Genomic DNA, 20261 nt, shown 5'->3' with positions numbered 1-20261 from the left:
GGGCGGCTATCCCTCCCACCCATCGTTCGCGCAGCGTCTCTAAGAGTTGGGATGGATAGCCGATTTTGGTTGAATAGACGATGCTGTAGGGGCACAGCAATATTTATAAGGCTGTAGTAAGATTTATTACTATTTTTACATAATTATACGTATTAATGTAACGTTCACACTTAGATCAAAATTGCCTAGCTTTCAGCCTAGTTTGCATAACTTCGAAGACATTACCGCAAATGCGCTGATATTTTAATTTCCCTTCTTCATAAATTCCGCAAAAACACCGTTACGCTATTTGTCCTTGTGATCAAAACTGAGAGCATCCAGTTTATGAGGGCGTGTTTATGACCAACCCTGTAAAGACGGTTATCCAAGTCAATCTGGAGATGGCTCTAGAAGTAGCTCAAGAATTGGAGCAAGCTCCATACACTCAACTCAGTACTTATTGTTTGGAGATTTTACGGGAGATAGGATGTCCTGGTACTGAACTCCCAGTTAACTTACAAACTCGCGATCAGCAGCTAAACTTTATCACAGGCTTTGCATCTTATGCTTTTGGGGAGGTACAAAGTGTATAAAGCATTAATTGATGATATATTTTATGATTCGGAAGGGACAGAAGAAACTACTTTTCCGGCCACAGATGAAGATTTATTAATTTTAACAGAAAAATTTTTAGGGCTTGAAATTCCCTCAAAGGTTTTCTTGCAAGCTATAGCCATTGCCGATTACGACGGTGAAGCTGCTTTTCGTTACGTTGATAATTATTTGACTACTCTCAAAAATAAAAAGAAGCGTAAGCAGAAGAAATTACTTGTGTTAGGTTATTCGACTAGATTTGACAATAATTGATGTGTTTGTTTACAAGCCAACTAACAACCAATACGATTTAGATAAGATAATTTGCACGCTCGATGTAGAGACGTTGTAGTGCAACGTCTCTACAGATATTTATCCCACACCGATAAAATAAAACAACGAGATTTTATCTAAAGTTAGTGGTGGGATCTTAATTAGACCAAACATTTTTATGTATGTGCTAATTATGAATTAGTATTACTCTCTCCCAAGACAAACTTGTTCATAACTTTTACCAGCAATATCCCAAGTGAATTCTGTTTCTACCAGTTGTCTGCCGTTGTGAGACAATTTTGAACGCAGAGGTGGATGCTCAAAGAGTTGACTAATAGCGGTGACGTATTCTGCCGGTTTATTTGCTCGTAATGCTCGTAATGGATAACTAGCACTATCTACGGCTAATCCTTCTAAACCGCGATCGCTAGCTACTACAGGGATACCAGCTGCCATTGCCTCTAAAGTTTTATTTTTAATGCCAAACCCAGTCCGCATAGATACAACACAGATGGTGGCTTGATGTAAATATTCTGCCATCGAAGGTACACGCCCAAGCACATTAATCCCTGGCTTTTTATTAAGTGCTAAAACTTCTGGCACTGGATAAGAACCGACAATATCGAAAGTTGTATCAGGATACAATTTTTGGATTTCTGGTAAGACTTCGTTGCTGAAAAAGCAGACAGCATCAATGTTTGCTAAATTGTCCATTGCACCGATAAAAATTAAGCGATGTCCGCCGGGATCTTTGGTGCGCTTGGGGAAAGAAACTAAATCTACGCCATTGGGAATAACTGTAATCTCACTATTGGGGTTAAATTCTTGTAGTTGAATTTTATCTTCTTCTGTTGTCGCGACAATTGCCGAAAATTTAGCACAGTAGTTTTGCTCATAACGACGCAAAAGTGGCAGATTAATTTTGTCTCGGAGGGAATTTTCCGAAATGCCGGTTGCTAGTTGGTTACGACAAGTAGCGTAAACAGAACTATGAACATTAACTATAGTTTTTAGCTGTTTCTGAAAATGTGGCTGGACATAAATTTCATTGACGCTATGTTCGCAGGTAATCACATCACATTTCCCCACTTCCACCCAGTTATTAACCCAGGTTTGCATCTCAGCTGAGTAGCGATTGAGTACGCTTGGCGGTGTTCCCTGTTGCAAAAATCTACCAAATCGTTGTATTTTCTGGAATATTCCGGTGGTTTGAGAATCTGGCGGGCGTTCAAAAATGGCTAGATGATCCACACAATCGCGTAGTCCTGCTATTTCTGCGTCTGTAACATCCCCCTCGCGTTGAGTCGCGAGGGTAACATTATGGTTTTGACTCAAGTACTTAAGTAAATTAAATGTCCTGACTTGGGTTCCCCCGCGCGTTGGTGGGTAGGGAAAGGTGGAAGATAGCATTAAAATGTTCATACAAGTGATGAATCAAATGTGATATGTACACCATGACCTCATTAGAGGCTGTATGTCATCATTTGATTTATTAAAAAGAATTCAGGAGTCAGAATTCAGGAGCAAAGCCGAGAATCAAGACGCTCCAGGGTGAGCTAACGCTACGCTATCGTGGACTCGCTTGCCGCCGGCGCTATCCACCACTCGTACAAAATTCATTCTGTTAGCGGATAGCTAAGGTTTAGCCCATTCTGACTCCTGACCCATGAATTCTGTTCCGGTAAACAAATGCACACCCAATCAAGAGAAATTAACCTGCTGACTCCATCTAGAGAGTTACCTCTATATGGGAAGAGAATTTTAGTAACAGCGCCGAGAAATTATGCTTATAGGTTGTCTGAACAAATCATCAAGAAAGGTGGTTTACCTGTTTTCATGCCTACTATCGAAACCTGCTATTTATCAAACTACACTGAGTTAGATGCTGCTTTAGATCACATAGACGAATTTGATTGGATTGTCTTCACCAGTAGAAATGGGATCGCTGCATTTTTTCATCGGATGAATGATTTAGATATTCCTATCTCTGTGGTACAAAAATGTCACTTATGTGCTTTAGGAAAAGATGCAGAAAGCTTATTGTCTTTTTGTGGCAAGGTGGATTTAATTCCAGCAGAATCTAGCCCAGCCGGAATTGTGGCTGAATTAGCAAAACTTCCGCAAGTTCAAGATAAAAAAGTGCTGATACCTGCTCCAGAAGTGGTTGGTTTGCCTGAACCTGATGTTGTACCCAATTTAATTACGGATTTGCAGAGATTGGGTATAGAAGTAACTTGTGTCCCTACCTATATCACGCAGGGTTTAAACAAAAGTATTTACGGTATTGAATTAAACCTGATGCGTCAAGGAGTTATTGATGTAATTGCCTTTAGTAGCACAGCGGAAATAGAAAGCTTTTTGACAATGGTCAATTCGCCAAGCGATTATGAACGTTGCATTATTGCATGTTTCGGCCCTTATACAACTGCTAATGCGCGAAAGTTGGGTATGAATGTCTCTATCGTGTCTAGAGATTATAGTTCATTTGAGGGATTTGCTGAAGCGATGTCTACGACGAGCTACGCCTAAGTAGCATTTTTCCCTCTGTGATTTTGATGTGGGGCTTTTGGTATACATCAACTACCCCTACTAACCGTTTGAGAATCTAAAACAGTCAACCATAATCAACTCTAGACTAGCAGCACATAAACCCGTAGTATCGAAAATGGAGTTTATATTGAGTTAGGACTTTTTACATGGCAACTTACAAAGTTACATTACGTACCCCAGACGGCGAAAAAGTAATTGACGTCCCTGAAGATGAATACATTCTAGAGATCGCTAACGAGGAATATGAGCTAGACTTGCCCTATTCCTGTAATGCTGGTTCTTGTTCTACCTGCACAGGTAAGCTGATTTCAGGTGAAATTGACCAAGATGATCAGAACTTCTTAGACAACGATCAAATTGACGCAGGATGGGTTCTCACCTGCGTGGCCAAGCCCCTTTCTGATTGTGTAATCGAAACCCATCAAGAGGAAGCGCTTAACGCTTAACTAGTGGATTTAATCAAGAGCAAGTTTTGTAGGAAAGGCAGAATGAGTGGTGGCTACTCTGCGGTTTTTCCAAAAAGAGTACCACCCTTAGCGCAGCATCTCGTAGAGAAGCAGACGCATCAAAAAGCATCATAACTGCCGTTGTGTTAGTGATGAATTTCCGTAAGACATCTAAAATCTGAGGTAGTGCCGTACTGTCGGCCATCACACACCTTACTTGATTTAAAATTTTGCACTTTCCTAAAAAATCTCTATAGGCTAAGTAATTCACACTAGAAAGCGCTCTCCAAAAGGGGAGCGCTTTTTATTTAGTTTATATAGTGCTTCTCAGTTGAGTCCAATTACTACAAACTTTTACTTAATGATGTTATCGCCTTCACCAATTCTTCTGGATCTACAGGCTTAGAAATATGCTTTTGAAATCCGACAGCGATCGCTTGCTGATGATCCATCTCACCAGCATAAGCAGTTAAAGCGATCGCTGGAATAGTCCCGCCTTTCTCTGGTTCCAGACTCCTGATCTGTTGCATTAGCATATAACCGTCCATTTCTGGCATCCCAATATCGCTGACAATTATATTTGGCTGCGATTGACTCAGTGCAGTTAAAGCTTCAATGGCTGAAGCGACAATGGTAACAGTTGCGCCATACTGCTCCAGCATAAAGGGCAAAAACTCTCGCATATCTGCATCATCATCCACCACTAGAATCTCTAAACCAAACAGAGGTAAGGATTGAGCCGCCACAACTGCGGAATTATCTTTTGCATCCTTGATTCCCTTGCTTTCATTCTGTATGCATGGAAGTCTGACGGTGAAAGTTGCTCCTCTAGCTTCGCCGAGACTTTCTGCTTGAACAGTTCCCCCGTGAAGTTCTACGAGATGATGAACGATCGCTAATCCTAAACCTAAACCGCCAAATTTTCGAGTTGTAGCACCATCAGCTTGACGGAAATAATCAAAAACATAAGGTAAGAACTCAGGTGCAATTCCCTTCCCTGTATCAGTTATACGGATTTCTACCTGTGAGCCAACTTCCTCTAATTTAATTTTTACTTCTCCTTCAATAGGAGTAAATTTAATGGCATTGGAAAGAATATTCCAAATTACTTGTTGCAATCGATTAGCATCACCTAAAACTTCCCCAACACCAGATTCAATACTTCTGTGAATCTGGATAGATTTAGCCTCCGCTGATAAACGCACTGTCTCGATCGCAGCTTCAATCACTGATACCAAATTAATTCGGCCGAAGTTGAGAATAAGTTTACCTTGAAGGATGCGGGAGACATCAAGCAAATCTTCAATTAATTGGGTTTGTAACTTGGCGTTGCGCTCAATGGTTTCGAGGGCGCGATCGCTTGTTGCTTGATCAAGCTTGCGACTCCGCATCAGTTTTGCCCAACCCAGAATTGGGTTGAGTGGTGTTCTCAATTCATGGGATAGCACCGCTAAAAATTCATCTTTGATGCGGTTTGCGGCTTCAGCAGCGCTTCGTGCCGTTCGTTCGGCTTCGTAAAGATGGGCACGAGCGATCGCTTGGGCGCATTGTTGAGCTACAGCCAAGAGAAACGCTTGATCTTCCTCACTTAGTTGTTGAGGCTGGGCAAATCCCACACTTATACCTCCAACTGCCGAACCCTCTACCATCAATGGAATAGAAATCCAGGCTTTAAAGTCATATTGGGCATATATTTGGGATAAATGTGGGTAACGAGCAACCCGATTTTCTGTTGATTCAGCCCAAATAGCTTTCCCAGTTCGCACTGCTTCTGCTAGAGGAGAAGGTGAATCGATGGCAAAATGACGCCAACTATCTACCAAATCTTGGTTATAGCCAACCGCACGCACAATTTCCAGTTCAGTTTTACTTTCATTCACCAAGGCGACGAGGGCAGAAGTGGCTCCCAAGGCAGCCATGCTCTGCTCTACAATCACTTCAGATACTTGGGCTGGTGTCAGGGATTCTGAAAGGGCAGCTGTAATAGATTGGAGACGGGCAATGCGCTCTAGGGCTAGTTCTGCTGTTTTTTGTGCTTGTTGCGCTTCTTGGTAAAGGCGGGCATTATCGATCGCGATCGCAGCTCGATGGGCAACATCTTCCGCTAGTGACAAGTCAGCCGTGCTGTAACGACGTTCTGATTCAGCAGTAAAAAAGGAAATTGCACCAAAAATTCTTTCACGTGCCACCAAGGGCAAGATTATACATGACTTTAAACCAAGTTCACGCACAATTCTTAGATGTTCTGCGTCTAAGATGTATTTTAGTAAAGCCGCATCTGGAATTTCAGTTACCATTTCAGCAATTCCTGTACGCAGCACTTTAGGCACACCTTGAGGTTCATCCAACTTTCTGGGATAACGTTGATAAAGTTCCCAACCGAGTTTTACTTTCTCTGGATCTCGGTGAGCAACTGCTACCCGATTAATTGATTGATTATCTTGCAACAGATCAACGGCACACCAATCGGCCAAGTAAGGTACCACCAGGTTAGCCACACTTGCTAACGTACTTTCGTAATCAAGAGAAGAGGCGAGGGTTGCACTGACTTGAGCCAAAAACGTTGCTCTTTGCTGATCGGCTTCTGCTTCCTGTCGGGCGGTTTGCTCTTGAATTAGTTGGATACGTTTGGCTTCAGATTGTTTGCGATCGGTGATATCAAGCACAATACCACTCATGTGTGTGGCAATACCCGCATCGTCAAAAAAGGCTTTTCCCCGACAGGCTAAGTAACGAATACTGCCGTCATCCCAAATAATTCGATATTCTAAATCATGCTCCAAGCCTTCGTTAATCGCTTGACTTAAGGATTGAGCTAGGAATTCTCGATCATCTGGATGCAGACGAGCTAAAATCGCTTCAGAAGTGCCAGCAAAGGTTTCCGGCGTCAGCCCAAATAGTTGATAAATCTGCTCATCCCAGTCAAAGCGATCGCTGGCGATATCCCAACTCCAAACACCGATTTGAGCAGATTTTAACGCCAGGTTGAGTTGTGCTTGGCTATTTTCCAAACCTTGATAAAGACGAGCATTCTCTAGAGAAATAGCAATTTGAACCGTCAAAATTTCCAGCACAGAAAGTTTTTCCTGTGTGAAGGCACTGGAGATTAAATTATTTTCTAAATATAAAATACCAAGTAATTTCGACTGACGGGCGATCGGTAAACAAAGTACAGATTTAGGTTGTTTTTGAATTATATACTCGTCTTTTGAAAACAGATTTTGCTCAGTGGCATTCTGCAAAATCACTATTTCTTGAGTGCGCTGAACATAATTCAGCATTGATTGAGGAATAACTTGTGAAATTTCACTCTCTAATACAAGTCGAGAAACATTGAGCTTTTCTGCTTGGTGATTAACCTTCGCTTCTACTTCAATCACCAGATTTTGCTCGTGTTCTAGCAACAAATAACCGATTTCTGCTCCTGCTTGCTCAACGACAATTTGCATTAATGTCTTCAACAACCGCGAAAAAACAATTTCACTAGATATAGTTTGAGAGGCTTTAACTATTGACAAAAAGTCTAAATGCTCACCTGTGGTAATAAACGTTCCATTAGAAATAAGCTGTTGTTGTGGCAATAGTTGAGGATAGGATTCTTCTAAGTGCTTGACTTTAGCAAATGCCTGCCAACGCATATAAGTATTTTTAGCTACTTCTAAGTATGTTTTGGCAATTAATTCAAACTCTCGCTCAAAGTAAAAGTTAGCAGCTAGCTCATTAGCTAAAGCTTCATATTGTATAAATCCCTGCTCACGGGCTGAAGTAATTGATTGCTCATACAGGCGCATTGCTTCCAAATCCCGACCTTCAATTCGAGCTATTTCAGCAGCTACTAATTGAGATTTATGTAAAAAGTTTTCAGGGCCGTGTTTAGCCCAATATTGCAATTGTTGCTGATGTGATTCTAGGGTTTGTAAAAACAGCTTTTGCTCTTGAGAAGAGACTGTTGGATAAAGAGCCGTTAGACTTAATGAGTAATATAAAACATAATCTGTTTCAATTGGTAATGCCAGTGTCGTAACTGGAAAATTGGATAATTTTAAGGCACAATTAAGAGCCTCTATATACTGTCGATATGTAAAAAAGATAATTAATTTGATAATGTAATAAAAAATAATTCCACTAACAAACCCTGCATCTGTAATAATAGATAAAGCGCGTGACTCATCAAAATTATCATCACTTAGAGTCAGATTTTGGTGAGTTAGTCCGCGCAGATTCATCAGTAGCATCTGCTGTAGTCTGATTGTCTGATAGACAGCCTCATGTTTAGACTGATGGGCAAATGCGGTGTATTTTTCTAGAGATTTGTATGTCTCTGAAAGTGGATAGCCTAACTGGATAATTTGCCACGATCCTTGATAACCGTTGTAGTTTGCCATCGTCACATCACCTGCTTCTACACAGCCAATAAATCCCCGCTCTAAAAAGGGAATATCGGTGGCAATATGGTTACACCAAACGTTAATATGACTTCCATGAATATGTAGAACAACTCCTCTAAGTTTCAAATCATTTAACTTTTCATTCAATTGAATCGTCATCTCAGAAAATGCGTAGCCTGTAGGAATATCATGGAAGATAGAAACCAACAACATCGCATACATGCTGTAAGCAAAACAGGAGTCTTCTGTATTACCAAACTTGAGTGAGTAGTTAACAGCTTTGAGTACAACTAAAGGAAAAATATCAGGTCTACCGAGATAAGTAGGTGGCCCCAAAGTTGTCAACAAACTAATTACTGTTTGAATATTGGGGTCTTGAATTAATGGAGCATCAATTAAATCAGAAATCTGTCTCTTATCTAGATTGGTTAATACCTGTTTTTTTTCAACTGCGATCGCACCTTGAATTTGCTCATTTGAATCAGGAAATATCACACCAAAAATTTTTAAAGCTGCTAATCCTAATATCAATGCCTCTTCATACCTACCTGCAACTTGGTAGAGTCTGATTTGCAGTATATAAATATTGGCTTTTTCAATATATGATTCCGCTTTACTAAATAGTAGTTCAAATAATTTTTCCGCTTGTTCTAAATTGCCTGTTAAGAATTCACATTCAGCTAATTCTCTAAATAAAATAAACGTTTGTTCATATTGTTCTATCCAGGCATTCTCATCTAAAAGATGCATGGCAACACTAAAAAACTTTTTAGCAGGAGTATAGGCTGTAGATGCTTTTGCTTTCTTTCCAGCAATTAAATTCAATCGTACTAATTCATCTTTTTCTGTCTGCTCAACAATGATATCGACCGCGAGATTGAGTTGATTGACCAAATCAAAAATTTGCTCATTCACTTGTTCATAACTAGCATTCTTCAGCAAAAGCTGCCCAATCTTCAGATGCACTGCCGACTTTGATTCATCAGCAATTAGGGCATAAGCCGCTTGTTGAACTCGGTCATGGTAGAAACGATAGTTTTTTTGGGTACTTTCATCTGACTCTATAGGGATAATTAATCCTCTTAAAATTGCTTCAACAAGTGCATTTGCTGTTCCTTCAATAGATTGTTCTCCAACAAGTGCTAAAACTTCTAAATCAAAGCGATTACCAATACAAGAGGCTAACTTCAGCACTTGTTGAGTCGCAAGTGGAAGTTTTTGCATCCGCTCAATCATTAGATTGACAATATTATCTGTAATACCTTGGGCTTCAATTTCAGCTATTTCCCATTGCCAAACACCATCTTGGCGGTTAAAATTCAGCAGATTTTCTTGATGCAGTGTTTTCAGAAATTCATTGACAAAAAAGGGATTGCCGTCAGTTTTTCGGATAATTAATTGGGCAAGAGTTTCTACTTGTTCTGCTGAACTATGTAAGGTATCAGCAATTAACTGATTGACATAGATAGGATTCAACGGTGTCAGCAGAATTTCAGTCGTTCTTGCTCCATACTGGCGAACCTTCTCTATCATCAAATTGAAGGGATGTACAACATCAATTTCATTATCTCGATACGCCAAAATGAAGCAGAGATACTGGATACTAGAGCCAGTGATAATAGTTTGAATTAAATTCAAAGTAGCGGTGTCCGCCCACTGCATATCATCTAAAAAAACAGTGAGTGGATGCTCTTTTTGAGCAAAGATGCTGATGAATTTCTGAAACACCAAGTTGAATCTATTTTTAGATTCGGCAGGCCCCAACTCTGGTATATGAGGCTGTTTTCCAACGATTAGTTCAACTTCTGGAATTACATCTGTGATTAGTTTGCCATTGTTCCCTAATGCTGCTTGTATTTGCTTTTTCCAGGTAGCAAGTTGATCTTCTGGTTCAGTTAAAATTTGTCGAGCTAATGTTTGAAAAGCTTGAACAATTGTGGAATAAGGAATATCTCGTTTATACTGATCAAACTTACCAGAGATAAAAACCCCGCGTTCCCTAACAATGGGCTTGTGAATCTCCTTCACAAGAGTTGATTTACCAACGCCAGCATAACCAGAAACTAACACTATTTCTGGTTTTCCTTGGCTAACAACTCGCTCAAATGCTTGTAAAAGCTTGGCAATCTCTAGTTCTCGCCCATACAATTTTTGAGGAATTTGAAAGCGCTCTGAGATATCTTGTTCACCCAAAACAAAGGATTGAATTTGTCTAGTTGTCTCCAATTGCTTTAAGCATTTTTCCAAATCAAGTTGTAAACCTAAAGCACTCTGATACCTCTGTTCTGCAACCTTCGACAGCAATTTCATGATGATGTCACAAAGTATTTGAGGAATATCAGAGTTTAGCTTTTTCGGCGATAGCGGAGATTTGGCAATATGACAATGCACCCACTCTAAGGGGTCTTTACCTTGAAATGGTAGCTGACCTGTGAGCATCTCATAAAAGGTAACTCCCAGCGAATACAAATCGCTGCGATGGTCAATTCCTCGATTCATCCGCCCAGTTTGCTCAGGTGATAAATAAGGTAAACTGCCTTCAATGCAACTGGAACTGCTAACTATTTGCTGCTGGTATGGAATGAAGGCAGCAATTCCAAAATCGGAAATTTTTACCTGATTAGTTTCGAGGTTAATTAAAATGTTTTGCGGCTTAATATCCTTGTGGACAATGTGATAAGTGTGAATTTGTGCGAGTTTACTGGTGATTTCAATGGCAATCTTCAGAAACGGAACAGGCTGTTGAAATTGGTCTATGAACTGGTCGAGCGATCGCGCCTCAAAATCCTCCATAATTAAATAAGGGATTCCCTGGTGCATCTCTAAGGCGTAAGCTTTGACTGCTGCTGTGGTGTTTAACCTTTGAGCGATCGCATATTCGTGTTTGAGTTGTTCAATATTATTGGGTGTACACTGTTCTGGACGTAGCCCTTTGATAATTACCGGACACTGATCTTTAACCTTAATTCCCCGGTATATGACTGCTTTTACCCCTGCTTTTAACAAAGTGACAATTTTAAATCCGGGTAATGCAATCATCATGCCAAATACTCCAGCCGTGCTTCTTCAGGGATAATCCGAGCTTAATTATTGTATTTTAGATACATTTCCTTGGGCAGATGAAATTTAGATGATATCAGGTTCGGATAATCACTTCTGCTGACTCAAAAAGCAAAAATAGGCTAAAATTCAAGCAGAGTAAGCATTTCCCGCTCAGAGACTCCCCATGTTTGATAACCTGCAAACCCAAATTTACCAACTAGAACAATTTGCCAACAGCCTCGTTTCTAACCAACTGACACACCTTAGCATGGTGAGTGTTGGTATCATCTTTGCCGCTGGCTTGCTCACCAGTCTCACACCCTGTATGCTTTCTATGCTGCCAATTACCATTGGTTACATCGGCGGTTATGAAGCCAAAAGCCGCCTGCAAGCAGCTGCCCAATCAACTTGGTTTGCTTTCGGATTAGCAACAACATTGGCAGGATTGGGAATTATAGCAGGTTTAGTAGGAAAAGTCTATGGTCAAGTGGGAATTGGTTTGCCGATTATCGTCAGCATTATCGCCATTCTCATGGGGCTGAACTTATTAGAAGCACTACCTCTACAATTTCCATCCTTGGGCGAAACCAATTGGATTTCGCCAGATTTGCCAGCCGGATTGCGCTCCTATTTGCTGGGACTGACTTTCGGTTTAGTGGCATCCCCTTGTAGCACGCCTGTTTTAGCCAGCTTGTTAAGTTGGATTGCTAGTACACAAGACTTAATTTTAGGCGCTGTTTTGCTACTTTCTTACACAGCCGGTTACGTAACGCCGTTGATTTTGGCGGGTACTTTTACAGCTTCAATTAAAAAATTACTGGAATTGCGTCGCTGGTCTGGTTGGATTAACCCAGTTAGTGGGGCGCTATTGGTAGGATTCGGTGTATTTTCCTTAATTTCTCGGATTCCCCTCGGCAGTTTTTAATATCAATACTTTGTTAGTTTTTACACATAATGACTTTAGAAGATTCAGCGTCCAAAGAATTAAAATGGTGGGCTATACCTGGGAAGTTCTTACGCCAAGAGCTTTTGCCTGTACTGACCAACTTACGACTAGCGATCGCACTACTGCTATTGATTGCCATCTTTAGCTCCACTGGTACTGTAATCGAGCAAGGTCAATCACCCGCATTTTACCAAGCCAACTACCCAGAACATCCAGCTTTATTTGGTTTCCTAACTTGGAAGGTAATTCAGGTAGTCGGATTAGACCATGTGTATCGTACCTGGTGGTTTCTGGCATTACTCATTTTATTTGGCACTAGCTTAACTGCTTGTTCATTTACCCGTCAGTTACCAGCCTTAAAAGCTGCCCAGCGCTGGAAATATTACGAAGAACCACGGCAATTTCAAAAGTTAGCTTTGAGTGCAGAACTAGATACTGGTTCCCTAGATTCCTTAAACCAGATATTACAGAAACACCGCTATAAAATTTTTCCAGATCCAGAAAAAGCAAATCTCCTCTACGCCCGTAAGGGAATAGTTGGACGCATCGGCCCAATTATCGTTCATATTGGCATCGTCGCTATTTTGCTAGGGGGAATTTGGGGAGCGATGACTGGGTTTCTGGCTCAAGAAATGGTTGCCAGTGGCGATACATTTAAAGTGACAAATATTGTCGATGCTGGCCCTTTAGCAGCAGCCCAAGTCCCTAAAGATTGGTCTGTGCGCGTCAATCGTTTTTGGATTGACTACACTCCATCTGGCGGCATTGATCAATTTTATTCAGATATGTCTGTCTTGGATAATCAGGGAAAGGAAGTTGACCATAAGAAAATTTTTGTCAACGAACCTCTGCGCTATCATGGCGTAACTTTCTATCAAACTGATTGGGGAATTGCAGGTGTTCGCGTCCAATTTAACAACAGCCCCGTTTTTCAGCTACCGATGGCGCAATTGAACACCAACGGTAACGGGCGCATTTGGGGAACCTGGGTTCCAACTAAACCGGATTTGAGTGAGGGTGTCTCCCTATTAGCCAAAGACTTGCAAGGGATGGTATTAATTTATGATGCCACTGGCAAACTCGTTGATACAGTCCGCGCTGGGATGTTCACCGAAATCAATGGCGTGAAGCTGAAAATTCTGGATGTCATTGGTAGCACTGGCTTACAAATTAAAGCCGATCCAGGCATACCAATTGTTTACACAGGGTTTGGTTTGCTAATGCTGGGTGTGGTGATGAGTTATTTTTCCCACTCGCAAATATGGGCATTGCAAAAAGGCGATCGCTTATATGTTGGTGGCAAAACTAATCGCGCCCAAGTTGCTTTTGAACAAGAAGTTTTAGAAATTTTAGATCGCCTAAGTTCACAACCAAAAGGTGAGGAGAAAGAAACGGCGATTGAAGTTTAAAAGCAGAGGAACGCAAAGTAATCCTCCGCGTTCCTCTGCGATTTCCTCCGCGTCCCTTTGCGTTTAAAACTTACCTTACTTTTGGTGACGCACTTCAACCACAGTATGTACATTACCGCGAGGCGTAAAATCCGCTTTCACAGTGACTTCCAACGGATCACAAGCAGCTACAAAATCATCCAAAATTTGATTAGCAGACTCTTCGTGGGAAATATAGCGATCGCGGTAACTATTAATATAAAGTTTGAGTGCCTTCAATTCCACTACCCGTTCATCAGGTACATAGCTAACATAAATTGTCGCAAAGTCAGGATAACCGGAAAACGGACATTTACAGGTAAATTCCGGCAAAGTAATGTTAATGTCATATCGTCTGCCCACACGCGGATTCGGAAAAGTAATTAGTTTACCTTCCGCAATGTCGCGTTCGCCATACTTCATTTCTTGGCTTGCCTGAGATGCACTTTCAGATAATTTATCGGTTGTCATTTGTCAGTTTTCACTTGTCATTGGTTATTTTAGCCGTCTTTACACCCTTTTAGTAATTGTTATAGCTTGTTAACTCCTAACTCCTAACTCCCCCTCAATACTCTTCCTTCTGCCAATCTGGACAATTCTCATCTTCACAACCGTTGGGATGCATGGCACAAACTAACAAATTACCACCATAAACTTGACCGTGGTAGTGAGTACAACCAATACAAGCAGGATTTTTTTCGGCTGTGGGTTCAACTGAATAGGGAAAACCTGGATCTACATCTGCTACAATGTCTTCCAGTTCCCAGTAAGCCTCCAACATTGGTTCAGCCAAATCCTGTAAATACTGATCGACTTCAGTGAAAATGTTACTGTGTACTTGCCCAGTGACTTCTTCCGTTAACTCAAAAAATGCGTCTACCACTTCACCCATTCCCAGGAAGAAACGCTCTACTTCATCAGCCACCGTTTCAACGATTTCTACTAAATCTTTTTGCCACTGTTCCATAAACTTGACACCTTTGCAGGCTATAAACAGGACGCTTTGTGTTATCTGGCTTGAAGCACTAAATTACACACTAGGCAATGTATCTTATCAAGTTTCTATCCGAAGTGTCATGTCAAGATGCCACTGATTGCTAATATTTCGATCAAAGAATGCTTTTTATTGATCGCGTTGCAATCGTTTTAACTCATCTTGCAGGTTTAGCACTTCTTGGCGCAACTTATCTACATTCTCATCATCAGTTGATGCCTCTTTCACCGTTGGTTCTTCATCGTCCTCTAAAATTTCAATGCGGCGAGGTTCAGAAGGGGGTGTTGTCTCAGAGGTTTCAGCAGATGGTTGGGCTTGTTGGGCTTGCTTCATCATCTCTTCAACGAAGCGGCGGGCTTCTTCGGTGTTCATTTCGCCCTTGGCAACCATTTCATCTGCCAGTTTTTGGACTTGCAATCGCACTTGGGCTAATTTTCCCCCTGCTTTCTCACCTGCGTAAGAAGCTAATCCAACACCGAGGTAAAAAGCTTTTTGAACAATATCTCCAAAACCAGGCATTGTTGCTGACCGCTCCTAAAAATAGGGCGACCCGGAGACTACGCCTACCACAAGCCTCCCGTGTTGCTGCTACCTTCCGGTTCTGACAAGATTTGGGTGTTGCGATCGCATAGATCCAGGTCTTATAAAAGCATAGCATTAAAATCCAGTAAGTGTGTGTTATTCCATAACAATTCGCCATTCATAAAGTTGATAGGTGACGCAGCCGTGTTTCACCAACGGGTCATCAGCTACAATCGCTTCTGCTTCAGCCTTTGAGGTTGCCTCAAACAGCAACATCCCGCCCCTTTGCTCCGCCCAATAGCCTGTTCGGGCTTTGTGTCCTTTAGTAATCAAGTCCTGAATGTAGGCTTTGTGGGCAGGTACGTATTGGTCAAAGGTAGGTTTATCGACTTTGCCTTCTTCAATCTTTACAAACCAAGGCATAAGCGTTTTAACTCCAGTTACAAATATCTGAACCTTGTTTGAATAACTGTATATTTTATTCTCTGGAAGTCCCTAACTTCCAACTCTTGGCTTCCAACTTCCACTAACTAGCCCGTGTTGCTGTAAGTTGAAGTCGGAAGTTACCGCAACGTGCAGCGCTGCATTCAGCCATCAACGATTGGCTTCCAAGGGTGTGTTGACACCCAGCAATAAAAAATGTATCTTCAAAGTATATACGTTAGACAAATTTTTAAAAGTGTTTCACTCCGAAAATCTAAAGTTCGGGCGTGTACCTCGCTAACAAAATATTTGGAGATAGCTATGACGGCAGTTGTTGCTAAATGGGGAAATAGTTTAGCTATTCGGATTCCAAAAGCGGTAGCTGAACAAGCACATATAACTGAAGGGACAGGTATGGATATTACTGTGGAAGGTAGCAGTCTTATCTTCACACCACGAAAAAGAAAAAAGTATACGCTTGATGAATTGCTTGAAGGTATGACTCCTGATAAATTTCATCCAGAATTTGAAACTGGAAATGCTGTGGGGAATGAGCATTGGTAGTCAATCAATACTTTCCTAAAAGAGGAGATATTATCAAATTAGAATTTGGATCAGAACAGCAGTTTACGGCTGATTCAATCCAGCGTGCATTTGCCCTTTACAACTCAGGAATGTCATTTAATGACATTGCTATAACATTGAACAATGAACTACAACAGCAAGGGCGGGAGCAAAGGGGCTACCGCCCTGCTCTTGTTATATCTCCAATTCAATACAATCGAATAGCTTCTTTAGTTTTAACGTGTCCTATAACCAGCAAAGCAAAAGGGCTTAGGTTTGAAGTTCCACTTGTTGAGGGAATGCAAACAAAAGGAGTTGTGTTAGCTGACCAAATTAAAACATTATCTTGGCAAGCTAGAAGGGCAAAATTTGTTGAAAGTGTTTCACAAGATTTAATAGAAGAAGTACAGGCAAAACTCGAAACATTAATTTTATAAAACTAATTTTATTTAAATCTTTTACAGTTAGCTACGCATAGCTAACTACAACACTGCTAAAATAAATCCAGAACTACTTGATGCCGTATCCATTCTATGACCATAGCTCAAGAATTAGATTTTCAAGAAGGCATCTGCCAAGATGTTATATTTCCCCCTGGTGATTTATATAGTGATGAGCCTCCCTTGGAAAGCGAACTGCATTTACGGCAAATAATCCTACTTTTAACATGTCTGGAATGGTTGTGGCGAGATCGAAATGATTTCTATGCGGCGGGAAATCTGACTATTTATTACAGTCCGCGCCAACGCAAATCAGAATACTTCCGAGGGCCAGACTTTTTTGTAGTTTTGGGAACTGAACGCAAAACCCGTAAAAGTTGGGTAGTCTGGGAAGAAGATGGCAAATATCCGAATGTAATTTTAGAAATTTTGTCTAACTCAACAGCTAATACTGATAAAGGTTTAAAGAAAACAATTTATCAACAGACTTTCCGCACACTCGATTATTTTTGGTTTGACCCTTACACACAAGAATTTGCGGGATTTCATTTAGTAGATGGAGAATATCAACCTCTACAAGTAAGTGAACAAGGATATTTGTGGAGTCATCAGCTAGGGTTATATTTGGGAGTTTATGAAGGTTTATTGCGGTTTTTTACACGAGATGGGCAATTAGTACCAACACCTGAGGAAACGGCAGAACAAGCCGAACAAAAGGCTGAACAGTCACAACAACAAGCTGAACAAGCTGAACAAAAAGCAGAACGTTTAGCAGCAAAACTACGGGAGTTAAATATTGACCCAGATACAATTTAGACTACTGCGATCGCCTCTTGAATTTATAATCTATTGCTCAACACTCCACAAATATATGAGCGATCGCTTCACTATTTCATTTAGGATAGTGTTGTGCTAAAAACTCCTCAGCTTCAGTCTTATCTTTAATTATTCCATCCAAGGTAGCAGCAAGCATATCATCTAATATCTGCCGATATTGAGGCCCTGGTTTGTAACCAAGTTTTTTTAAATCATTACCATTCAATAGTGGCTGCACATTCGCCCAAACAGTTAAATATTCCCAAATCTGATGTCTAAGCGATCGCGGACTTTGCACAGCGATTAAAATCAGCAGTGGTAAATCGTACTTTCGCAACAGCTGTACTACTTGACTGGGACTTTGACATTTAGGCAAAGATTGCATCATCTCAGATTGGGCAGAAGCCAAGTTTTGCAAGCGTTTAATGCCATCTTCTTGTAGTTGCAGATTTTTTGCTACTTTCGCCCGATATTGTGGTGCTAAATAGGCGATTAACGTTTCTAAGCGCATTTCCCAATGGATGAGGGTTTGTTCGGCATCAAATCGCCGCAAACAGCGTTCTAGCAAACGTAATTGTTGTAGGACTTCCACATCTAGCTTCAGGGTAGGATGGATACATTGCAATGCCCCTAAATTATCGAGTAACTGTAAAGCCGATTTCCAGTAGGGGACTTCTAAGATGTGTTTTAATTCTGTTTTCAGTCGAGTTTGTAGGGCTGGGGTTTTGGTATTCTCTTGGGAAGTGCGATCGTAAACACCACTGTTGATCGCATAGCGAATAAACTCTTCAGTTTGCGGTTCTATGTGAAATCCGAAGCGCACAGCAAACCGCACACCGCGATAAATCCGGGTGGGGTCTTCTATAAAGCTGTTGGCGTGTAAAACTCGAATTTGTTTAGCTTGTAAATCGAGTAATCCCCCAAAGAAATCGAGTAATTCACCAGCACGGGGAGTAGTAAGCCGCAAAGCGATCGCATTAATGGTAAAATCTCGACGATACAAGTCTTGACGAATCGAACTCGCCTCAACTTCTGGATTCGCCGCCGGGTAAGGATAAAACTCTGTTCTAGCCGTAGCAATATCTACCCAAAGAGAATCTAATTCTGGGTCTTTGTGCCACAACAAAGCCGCAGTTTGAAAAGCCCCGTGGATTTCTAAACGAGCCGCAGGGTAAAGTTGTTGGAGTGCTTTTGCTAGTTCCACACCAGCGCCAACATCTGCTGATTTGTGAAAGCCATCAACTACTAGGTCAATATCGTTAATTATCAAAGTGTCCGATGTTGCTTCAGCTAACAGCAAATCCCGCACCGCACCTCCTACTAAATAAAGATGCCAACCCCTTTTTTCGGCTTCTTGCGATGCGATGGTGAGTAATTGCCATAACTGAGGAGCAAGTTTATTTTGCAACTCAGTGCTAAGAGGAATTTTGAATTTTGAATTTTGAATTTTGAATTTTTCCTCTTCTCCATCTTCATCCCTTTCCTGATGTAATTCCCGCAAGACATCAGTACGAGTGACAAGACCAACTAACTGCCCATTTTCCAATACTGGCAAGCGTCCGATATCATAAGTCACCATCAGCGACTCAATTTGTGGCAGTGTCGTATCTGGTGTAATTGTTTTCAGATTTCTTGTCATGTAGCCCTTAACTGGCGCATGACTAAATCCGTGATGTAAGGCGATATCAATATCCCGCCGTGAAATAATACCTACTAGTTGCTCTTGAGTATCAACTACAGATAAACCAGAGTGTCCATAGCGTAATAAAATGCGTTGTGCTTCAGCAATTGTGGTTTCGGGCAGAATCGTGCGGACAGGAGAAGACATCAAATCCCTCGCGGTGGGGGGATGGGGAATTTGCGCTTTTATCCCGTCAAGGAGTTGTTTTAAGATTGCTTGCGAATCAACTCCCCTTAGATTTAGCGATGCGGCTTGTGAATGACCGCCACCACCCAAGAGTTGGAATAATCGGTTAAGATTCGTCTTGGGAATTTGCGATCGCCCAATCACACTTAAACTTGAATCCCCTTTACCTAGATACTCATTAGCCAACAGTAGGGCATCAATTTCGGTTAATTCCACGAGTTCCGATGCCAAACTCGATAATCCAGGCACAAAATTTTTAGTTCTTATAGTTACCCAGGCAATCGTATATCCGCGTAGACAAAGATATTCTAAATTTTCCAGCGATTCAGTTAATAACTGTTGCAATTGCAAAGACAAGCCAGGGTCACGGTAAGTAGAAATTACCGATAAACTTGCACCTTGTTGCATCAACCAAGCCAAAGCTAAAGCATCCCGTGGTGTGGACTGGTCAAAGGTCAAGGAGCCAGTGTCAACGTGGATACCCAAAGCCATCACAGTCGCTTCAGCAGGAGTCAGGGAAATTTCCTGTTGTTGCAATTGCTCCACAATTAAAGTTGTGGTAGCTCCTACTGAGTCAATATGCGATCGCGTGGCGGGAATATCTGATTCTTGTCCTAAGTGATGGTCATAAACTATAATTTCTTTGAGATTGGGTAAATCTAACCACTCAGCAGCTTTACCCAAGCGATCGCGCTGTTGCGTATCCACCACAGTCAGAGAACGAATTTTTTCGGCATTCACCGAACGCCGTTCAATTAGCGGATATTCATCCCGATGCAATGCTAAAAAATCCCGTACAGGAGGGTGAGAACCGCCAGTCAGCACAATCTTACTTCCCGGTAGTAGGCGCGTTAACCCTACTGCTGCTCCTAATGCGTCAAAATCTGCTGTCGTGTGGCAAAGAATTAAATCCATAGTTAAGTAGTCATTAGTCATTGGTACTTAAACAAAGAACAAATGACTAAGATGTTGTAGTTTCTGGTAGCTTAA

General features: G+C 41.3%; 16 protein-coding genes and 1 other RNA gene. 9 read left to right on the top strand and 8 right to left on the bottom strand.

Annotation, left to right across the window (positions count from 1 at the left end; translation table 11 throughout):
- The first annotated feature begins 338 nt into the window (after nucleotides 1–338).
- Together RRG12_RS30600 and RRG12_RS30595 are read left to right on the top strand one after the other, a co-directional pair.
- Nucleotides 339–572, top strand: coding sequence for a hypothetical protein (locus tag RRG12_RS30600; protein WP_069072733.1), 234 nt, complete (start codon nucleotides 339–341; stop codon nucleotides 570–572).
- Entirely contained in the window at nucleotides 565–846 is a 282-nt protein-coding gene (locus RRG12_RS30595) for a hypothetical protein (RefSeq protein ID WP_420761798.1), read from the top strand. The genes RRG12_RS30600 and RRG12_RS30595 overlap by 8 nt, the downstream gene beginning before the upstream one ends.
- 204 nt (nucleotides 847–1050) lie before the next feature.
- On the opposite strand, the gene RRG12_RS30590 is transcribed toward RRG12_RS30595, so the two are convergent.
- Nucleotides 1051–2268: a glycosyltransferase family 4 protein gene (locus RRG12_RS30590; protein WP_420761797.1), complete on the bottom strand. Its 1218-nt coding sequence runs from the start codon at nucleotides 2266–2268 to the stop codon at nucleotides 1051–1053.
- A 267-nt stretch (nucleotides 2269–2535) separates the two neighbouring features.
- Between RRG12_RS30590 and RRG12_RS30585 the strand changes: the two genes are divergently transcribed.
- Together RRG12_RS30585 and RRG12_RS30580 are read left to right on the top strand one after the other, a co-directional pair.
- Nucleotides 2536–3375: a uroporphyrinogen-III synthase gene (locus RRG12_RS30585; RefSeq protein WP_069072736.1), complete on the top strand. Its 840-nt coding sequence runs from the start codon at nucleotides 2536–2538 to the stop codon at nucleotides 3373–3375.
- A gap of 167 nt (nucleotides 3376–3542) precedes the next feature.
- Nucleotides 3543–3842, top strand: coding sequence for a 2Fe-2S iron-sulfur cluster-binding protein (locus RRG12_RS30580; RefSeq protein WP_069072737.1), 300 nt, complete (start codon nucleotides 3543–3545; stop codon nucleotides 3840–3842).
- Between the two features lie 344 nt (nucleotides 3843–4186).
- Here RRG12_RS30580 and RRG12_RS30575 read toward each other — a convergent pair whose 3' ends face one another.
- Entirely contained in the window at nucleotides 4187–11272 is a 7086-nt protein-coding gene (locus RRG12_RS30575) for an AAA family ATPase (protein ID WP_420761796.1), read from the bottom strand.
- A 184-nt stretch (nucleotides 11273–11456) separates the two neighbouring features.
- On the opposite strand from RRG12_RS30575, the gene RRG12_RS30570 reads away from it, so the two are divergent.
- Together RRG12_RS30570 and RRG12_RS30565 are read left to right on the top strand one after the other, a co-directional pair.
- Nucleotides 11457–12197 (top strand): cytochrome c biogenesis protein CcdA, encoded by a 741-nt coding sequence (locus RRG12_RS30570; protein ID WP_181931379.1) that lies wholly within the window; start codon nucleotides 11457–11459, stop codon nucleotides 12195–12197.
- A gap of 29 nt (nucleotides 12198–12226) precedes the next feature.
- Nucleotides 12227–13627, top strand: a complete 1401-nt coding sequence (locus RRG12_RS30565) for a cytochrome c biogenesis protein (RefSeq protein ID WP_420761795.1) — start codon at nucleotides 12227–12229, stop codon at nucleotides 13625–13627.
- A gap of 75 nt (nucleotides 13628–13702) precedes the next feature.
- On the opposite strand, the gene queF is transcribed toward RRG12_RS30565, so the two are convergent.
- From queF to RRG12_RS30540, 5 genes are all read right to left on the bottom strand, one after another.
- Complete coding sequence (queF, locus tag RRG12_RS30560; protein ID WP_069072741.1) at nucleotides 13703–14116, bottom strand: preQ(1) synthase; 414 nt, start codon at nucleotides 14114–14116, stop codon at nucleotides 13703–13705.
- A gap of 94 nt (nucleotides 14117–14210) precedes the next feature.
- A complete protein-coding gene (locus RRG12_RS30555) occupies nucleotides 14211–14612 on the bottom strand; it encodes a hypothetical protein (protein ID WP_420761794.1) in 402 nt (133 codons plus the stop codon).
- Between the two features lie 156 nt (nucleotides 14613–14768).
- The gene (locus RRG12_RS30550; RefSeq protein ID WP_420761793.1) at nucleotides 14769–15158 is read right to left on the bottom strand and encodes a phasin family protein; all 390 of its coding nucleotides are present in this window, start codon (nucleotides 15156–15158) and stop codon (nucleotides 14769–14771) included.
- A gap of 25 nt (nucleotides 15159–15183) precedes the next feature.
- Nucleotides 15184–15280: signal recognition particle sRNA small type (ffs, locus tag RRG12_RS30545), an RNA gene on the bottom strand.
- 37 nt (nucleotides 15281–15317) lie between these two features.
- A complete protein-coding gene (locus tag RRG12_RS30540; RefSeq protein WP_069072744.1) occupies nucleotides 15318–15584 on the bottom strand; it encodes a YciI family protein in 267 nt (88 codons plus the stop codon).
- Nucleotides 15585–15905: 321 nt separating this feature from the next.
- On the opposite strand from RRG12_RS30540, the gene RRG12_RS30535 reads away from it, so the two are divergent.
- The 3 genes from RRG12_RS30535 (at nucleotide 15906) to RRG12_RS30525 (ending at nucleotide 17404) form a co-directional block, all read left to right on the top strand.
- Nucleotides 15906–16148, top strand: coding sequence for an AbrB/MazE/SpoVT family DNA-binding domain-containing protein (locus RRG12_RS30535; protein WP_069072745.1), 243 nt, complete (start codon nucleotides 15906–15908; stop codon nucleotides 16146–16148).
- A complete protein-coding gene (locus tag RRG12_RS30530) occupies nucleotides 16142–16585 on the top strand; it encodes a type II toxin-antitoxin system PemK/MazF family toxin (RefSeq protein WP_420761792.1) in 444 nt (147 codons plus the stop codon). Before RRG12_RS30535 ends, RRG12_RS30530 begins: the two co-directional genes overlap by 7 nt.
- Nucleotides 16586–16681: 96 nt before the next feature.
- Entirely contained in the window at nucleotides 16682–17404 is a 723-nt protein-coding gene (locus RRG12_RS30525) for a Uma2 family endonuclease (RefSeq protein WP_420761791.1), read from the top strand.
- A gap of 76 nt (nucleotides 17405–17480) precedes the next feature.
- On the opposite strand, the gene RRG12_RS30520 is transcribed toward RRG12_RS30525, so the two are convergent.
- Nucleotides 17481–20186, bottom strand: a complete 2706-nt coding sequence (locus tag RRG12_RS30520; RefSeq protein WP_420761790.1) for a CBS domain-containing protein — start codon at nucleotides 20184–20186, stop codon at nucleotides 17481–17483.
- Nucleotides 20187–20261: the final 75 nt, after the last annotated feature.

The sequence above is a fragment of the Nostoc sp. CALU 546 genome (assembly GCF_048836525.1).
This window is presented reverse-complemented; position numbering and strand designations above follow the sequence as displayed.